The organism is Kitasatospora sp. NPDC056531 (genome assembly GCF_042794375.1).
GTDB lineage: Bacteria > Actinomycetota > Actinomycetes > Streptomycetales > Streptomycetaceae > Kitasatospora.
On sequence record NZ_JBHTTU010000194.1, the window covers coordinates 1 to 5,666 of the forward strand.

6 protein-coding genes are annotated in these 5,666 nt (G+C 72.3%); 4 read left to right on the forward strand and 2 right to left on the reverse strand.

The annotated features are described in order from the left end of the window. A partial coding sequence (locus ACFQ87_RS43925) for a DUF1731 domain-containing protein (RefSeq protein ID WP_380616657.1) occupies positions 1-498 on the forward strand: 498 nt, incomplete at its 5' end. Positions 499-712: 214 nt separating this feature from the next. Here the strand turns inward: ACFQ87_RS43925 and ACFQ87_RS43930 are convergent. Continuing rightward, entirely contained in the window at positions 713-1,141 is a 429-nt protein-coding gene (locus ACFQ87_RS43930) for an SRPBCC family protein (RefSeq protein WP_380616658.1), read from the reverse strand. A 172-nt stretch (positions 1,142-1,313) separates the two neighbouring features. On the opposite strand from ACFQ87_RS43930, the gene ACFQ87_RS43935 reads away from it, so the two are divergent. Further along, positions 1,314-2,948 (forward strand): alpha/beta hydrolase, encoded by a 1,635-nt coding sequence (locus ACFQ87_RS43935; RefSeq protein ID WP_380616659.1) that lies wholly within the window; start codon positions 1,314-1,316, stop codon positions 2,946-2,948. 50 nt (positions 2,949-2,998) lie between these two features. Here ACFQ87_RS43935 and ACFQ87_RS43940 read toward each other — a convergent pair whose 3' ends face one another. Continuing rightward, a complete protein-coding gene (locus ACFQ87_RS43940) occupies positions 2,999-4,492 on the reverse strand; it encodes an MFS transporter (protein WP_380616660.1) in 1,494 nt (497 codons plus the stop codon). A 197-nt stretch (positions 4,493-4,689) separates the two neighbouring features. Between ACFQ87_RS43940 and ACFQ87_RS43945 the strand changes: the two genes are divergently transcribed. Together ACFQ87_RS43945 and ACFQ87_RS43950 are read left to right on the forward strand one after the other, a co-directional pair. Next, positions 4,690-4,920, forward strand: coding sequence for a hypothetical protein (locus tag ACFQ87_RS43945; protein WP_380616661.1), 231 nt, complete (start codon positions 4,690-4,692; stop codon positions 4,918-4,920). A 321-nt stretch (positions 4,921-5,241) separates the two neighbouring features. Beyond that, complete coding sequence (locus tag ACFQ87_RS43950) at positions 5,242-5,601, forward strand: hypothetical protein (RefSeq protein WP_380616662.1); 360 nt, start codon at positions 5,242-5,244, stop codon at positions 5,599-5,601. Positions 5,602-5,666 lie beyond the last annotated feature (65 nt).

Sequence of the window (5,666 nt, forward strand, 5' to 3'; positions counted from 1 at the left end):
GTCCTGCACGGCCGGGGCGGTCACGCGGCGACCCCGCACACCCGCCGCCTCGCGCTGCGTACCGCCGTCGTCCTCGGGCCCGAGCGCGGTGGGGCCCTCGACGCGCTCTCCTGGCTGGCCCGACTCGGCGCCGGCGGGCCGATCGCGGGCGGCAGACAGTACGTGTCCTGGATCCACGAACGGGATTTCGTCCGCGCCGTCGAGTTCCTGGTCGCCCGGGACGACCTCACCGGCCCGGTCAACCTCGCCGCCCCGAACCCGCTGCCCCAGCGCGAGTTCATGCGCGGCCTGCGGGCGGCCTGGGGCATGCCGCTGGCCTTGCCCGCCACGCGCTGGATGGCCGAGATCGGCGCCTTCGCGCTGCGCTCGGAGACCGAGCTGTTGCTGAAGAGCCGCCGCGTCGTGCCGACCAGGCTGCTCGACGCGGGTTTCTCCTTCGAGCACCCGGACTGGCCGCGGGCCGCGTGCGACCTGGTCCGCCGGCTGCGCGGCCGGTAGCGCGGGTCGGGGTCCGTCGCGGGGTCGGTACGGCCTCGCGGTGGCGGTTGCCCGGGGCGCGGCCGGGCCGGGACCGTGGGGGGCGGCGACGGGCACGGTACGGCGCCGGCGATCGCCGTGCGGGCGGCGGACCGGCTGGTCGATCAGGACCGGATCAAGGTCGAGGGGGAACGGCGCCGTCATGTCCGCCGGCCGTACCTGGGCGGGCGGGTCCTCAGTCCGTGGCCGAGGTCAGGAGGTGGTCCAGCACCCGGCCGAAGGCCACCCGCCCGGCGAACGCCACCACCGGGTCGAACAGTCGGGGGAGGCCGATGATCCGCAGCTCCTCGGCCCAGACCGCCTCGCTGCCCGCACCCACCGCGCGGACCCGCAGTTCGGCGTGGCCCCGGACGACCCGGCCCCGCTTCTCCAGACGGCACAGTTCGGGTTCGCTCAGCGCCGTGATCTCCATCGGGTCGTCGAACCGCACCGGCCCGACGCCCGTCCGCGCCAGGATCACGTCCCCCACCGCCCGGCCGGTGCCGCGCACCACGCCGACCCGGGTGAGCGGCACCCGGTCGCCGTGCCGGGGCCAGGCGGTGAGCCGCGCCCAGGCGTCGGCGGGTGGGAGCGGGGAGCGGCGGGTCAGGGTGAAACGGGCCATGCGGCAGCCTAACCGGGCGGTCGCGGAGCCCCCGGCAGTGGCGTCGGAGTTGCCTGCTCCGGTGTGGGACAGCGGATGTGACGGATGGTCGGATCCCGATGGCGGGTCAAAGCTTGGTAAAGTCCGGTCCGCCCCCTGGATGTGCCATTGCACATGTCACATCATGCTCCCCATGAGAAAAGCCATCGCCCTCCTCGCGGCCGCCGCGGCCGTCGCCACCCTCAGCGGGACCTCCGCCTCCGCCGCCTCCGGGCCGGACGCCGCCGACCTCGCGGACACCGGACAGGGGAAGCTCGTCTGGAACTCCTGCAACGACGCCGCCACGCCCGCACTCCAGTGCGCGATGCTCGACGTGCCGGTGGACTACGCGGATCCGCGCGGGCGCAAGATCAAGATCAAGCTGAACCGCCTCCCCGCCACCGCCCCCAAGGACAAGCAGCAGGGCCCGATCCTGCTCAACCCCGGTGGCCCCGGCGACTCCGGCCTCTGGATGCCGGCCTACATCTCCGGGCAGATCCCCGCCGACGTCGCCTCCACCTACGACTGGATCGGTTTCGACCCGCGCGGCACCAACGGCAGCGACCCCCATGTCGTCTGCGACGCCCACTACTTTGACGCCGAGCGCCCCGACTACCAGCTGAGCCAGGGGACTTCGAAGGCCTGGCTGAAGAAGGCGGCCGGCTACGCCGCCGACTGCGCGGCCGACTGGTCCTGGCTTCTGCCGCACATGACCACCGTCGACAACGCGCGCGACATGGACAGCATCCGTCGGGCGCTCGGAGTGCCGAAGATCAACTTCTACGGCGGCTCCTGGGGCACCTCGCTGGGCTCCACCTATGGCCAGCTCTTCCCCTCTCACGTGCGGCGGATGGTGCTGGACAGCATCGTCGGCCCGACCATCAGCTGGTACGACCACAACATCCTGCAGGACAAGGAACACCAGCGCCGCTTCGACGCGTTCGCGGCCTGGACCGCCAAGGCCGACTCCGTCTACCACCTGGGCACCGACGCCGAGGCCGTGAAGAAGGCCTACGACCAGGTCGAGGACGCGCTGCGGAAGACCCCGGCCGACGCGGCCCCGGCGCCCGGGAAGATCGGCCCGGCCGAATTCGAGGACACCTTCTACGGCGGCGGCTACAACTTCCTGCGCTGGCCCCGGATGGCCACCGTGCTCTCCGCCTACCTCACCCAGCACGACACCCGGCCGCTGACCATCGCCTACAACAAGTACGCGGCCCCCGGCACCGACGACGGCACCTTCCCCGCCTACAACGCGGCCCAGTGCACCGAGAACGCCTGGCCGCGCGACTGGGAGTTCTGGAAGAAGGACCAGGCCAAGGTCAACGCGGTCGCGCCCTTCTACACCTATAACAACATGTGGTACAACGCCGCCTGCATGTTCTGGCCCTACCAGGGCAACCCGGCGGGCCGACTGAAGATCACCGGCAAGGGCCTGCCCCCCGTCCTGCTCTTCCAGGCCACCGAGGACGCGGCCACCCCGTACGAGGGCGGCCTCGCCATGCACGACGCGCTGCCCGGCTCCAAGCTGGTCGTCCAGAACGGCGGCAGCTTCCACGAGATCCTCTTCCACGGCAACGCCTGCCTGGACGACACCTTCACCGCCTACCTGCGCGACGGCAGCCTGCCCCAGGGCAAGGGACGGATCGCCAAGACCTGCGCGCCCGAGTCCGATCCGACCCCGGTGTACGTCACCCCGCCGCCGGCCACGGCCAAGGCACTGACGGCCGCACCGACCGGCCCGCTCGCGCCCAGCGACCCGGAGGCCTTGCGCGGCGTGCTGCGCTAGACGTGCCCGGCGGGTCCCGGCGGACCCGTCGAAGATCCGCGCGACACGCCCTACGTCCGTTCGGGCGGGGTGACGGCGCTCAGCGGCGCAGCCAGCGACTCCCTTCTCCCCCCCTCCGCCCGTACGCCGACGGCCGCCTCGACCAGGCCCGCGGCCGTCATCAGCGCGGCGCCGATGCAGAAGGCGAGCACGGTGTCGGAGACCTTGCCGCTGCTGACCAGGCCGTTGAACAGCAACGGGCCGCTGATGCCGCCGACCGCCGTGCCCACGGCGTAGAAGAAGGCGATGGACATCGCCCTGGTCTCCAGCGGGAAGATCTCGCTGACCGTCAGATAGGCCGCGCTGGCCCCGGCGGAGGCCAGGAACAGCACGGCCGTCCAGCAGGCCGTCATGGTGGCGGCGGAGAGCTCGCCGTGCTGGAAGAGGGCGGCGGTGGCGAACAGCAGGACGCCGGAGCCGACGTACGTTCCGGCGATCATCGGCTTGCGGCCGAGCGTGTCGAAGAGGTGGCCGAGTAGCAGCGGGCCGAGGAAGTTGCCGACCGCGATCACCGCGAAGTAGTAGCCGGTGTCGCCCTCCGGCACGGCGAAGAACGTGGTCAGGATGGTGGCGTAGCCGAAGGTCACCGCGTTGTAGAGGAAGGCCTGGCCGACGAAGAGCGCCAGACCGAGCGCGGTGCGGCGCGGGTGGTGGGCGATCACCGTGCGGACGATCGTGTCGAAGCCCAGCGGTGCGCGCTCGCGGATCAGGATCGGCTCGCCGGTGGCCGCCGGCAGCGGCCGACCGCTCTCGCGCTCGACGGCCTGCTCCGCCTCGATCACCACCTGCTCCGCCTCCAGCGCCCGCCCGTGGGTGAACAGCCAGCGCGGGCTTTCCGGGACGTGCCGGCGCACCAGCAGGATCGCCAGGCCCAACACCACGCCGATGCCGAAGGCGAGCCGCCAGCCCACGTCCGTCGCGAACAGCGCGGTGTCGAGCAGGGCGATCGAGGCGAAGGCGCCGATCGCGGCGCCCACCCAGAAGCTGCCGTTGATGATCAGGTCGACCCGACCGCGCACCCGGGCCGGGATCAGCTCGTCGATCGCCGAGTTGATCGCCGCGTACTCGCCGCCGATGCCGAAGCCGGTGAAGAAGCGGCAGAGGAAGAAGAACCACGCGGTCCAGGACAGGGCGGTGACGGCGGTGGCCGCCAGGTAGACGGCGAGGGTGACCATGAAGAGCTTCTTTCGGCCCAGCCGGTCGGTCAGCCAGCCGAAGAACAGCGCTCCGGTGCAGGCTCCCGCCACGTAGACGGCGGCGGCGACGGTGGTGACCTGGGTGGTGGTGATGGCGATGCCGCTGCCGTTCTGGGCGAGCCGGCCGGCCATGTTGCCGACGATCGTCACCTCCAGGCCGTCCAGGATCCATACCGTGCCGAGGCCGATCACGATCCGCCAGTGCCAGCGCGACCAGGGCAGCCGGTCCAGCCGGGTGGGCACGTCGGTGGCGATGACGCCGGGTGCCGGCTGTCGTGCGCAGTGGGATGACTTCGCGGGATCGGCCACGGCGGCCCTCCTTCGCTGGCCGGCCGCCGTCGCGTGGGTTGGTCACGCTCGGTGAACGGCGGCGTTCCTCCGTCATGATGCCCCGGGGTCGGCGGCGCCGCCGCTCGGGCGCGATCAGAGGGTGGCGAAGCCCACGCTGAACGGGATGACCGCCAGGGCGATGCCGATGATCGTCCGAGTGACGGGACCCGTGTTCCATGCCGCGAGCAGCAGCACCCAGCGGCGACCCCGGCGAGGCCGAGCGAGACGAGCAGCAGCCGCCAGGTGAAACCCAGCTCGGCGCGGGCCGTCCGGTCGGCGGCTCCCTCGGCCTCCTGTGCCGGCCACGGGTCCATGCTGTAGCCGAACATCCGCGCCACGTAGACCACCGCCACGGCGAGCAGCAACACCGCACCGGCGACGAGGTCGAGCGCGAGCGGGGGCTGTGACGGCCGCCGCTGTGGGCGGAGGCGGGAGGTGGCGGTGGCGTGAGCGGGAGGTTGGTCCATACCGCAAGCCTGGCGGGGCGGGGCCCGGGGCGCATGAGTGGGAGTACTCAGTTCCGGACGCCCCCAGGACGCCGGATGCGCCCGGGTGTGCGCCGGTGCGCCGGGTGGGTGCTCAAGCCCAAGTCACCGGATGAGAAACGGACTTGGCGCTTGACGGTGGCGTGGTGGAGCATGGGCGGGCCCGGTCAGTTGCGGCGCGCTTGCGCCGCGGCCGGGGCCGCACGCGTGCGGTGGGAGGAGGCGGGTCCGGTGGGTCGTCCGGTGGCACGTCCGTTTCTCATCCGGGGTAGGGCGGTTCCGCTGGCCAGGTACCTGGCGGAGGAGGGCATCGAGGGCCTGGTGGCCTGTTCGTGCATCGGGAACGAGGTCACCCTCGACCTCGCCGACACCCGAATCCTGGTGAGCCTCGTCGACGTGGCGGGAGTGGTGCAGCTCAACTTCCACATGGTCCAGGACGGTCCGGCCAAGCCCCGGTCCTGGTCCCGCCGACTGCCGAGCGAGACCGAGCCGAGGGAGATCGCGGCACGGATAGCACGGGACGTGCGGACGCTGGAGCGGGAACTGGCACCGTTGCGCCGTCGGCCGCCGGAGGGACCGGAGCGGCGCCGGCCGGCGACGTAGGCGGCCCGGGCCCGGCGGCGATTCACCAGCGGACCAGTTCCGTTTGCCGGGTTGTCGTATCGGCT

What these genes read in the sequence shown, in the direction of transcription:
- ACFQ87_RS43930 (WP_380616658.1), bottom strand. Translation starts at nt 1,141, where the DNA reads ATGGCCCGTTTCACCCTGACCCGCCGCTCCCCGCTCCCACCCGCCGAC.
- ACFQ87_RS43935 (WP_380616659.1), top strand. Translation starts at nt 1,314, where the DNA reads ATGAGAAAAGCCATCGCCCTCCTCGCGGCCGCCGCGGCCGTCGCCACC.
- ACFQ87_RS43945 (WP_380616661.1), top strand. Translation starts at nt 4,690, where the DNA reads ATGCCGCGAGCAGCAGCACCCAGCGGCGACCCCGGCGAGGCCGAGCGA.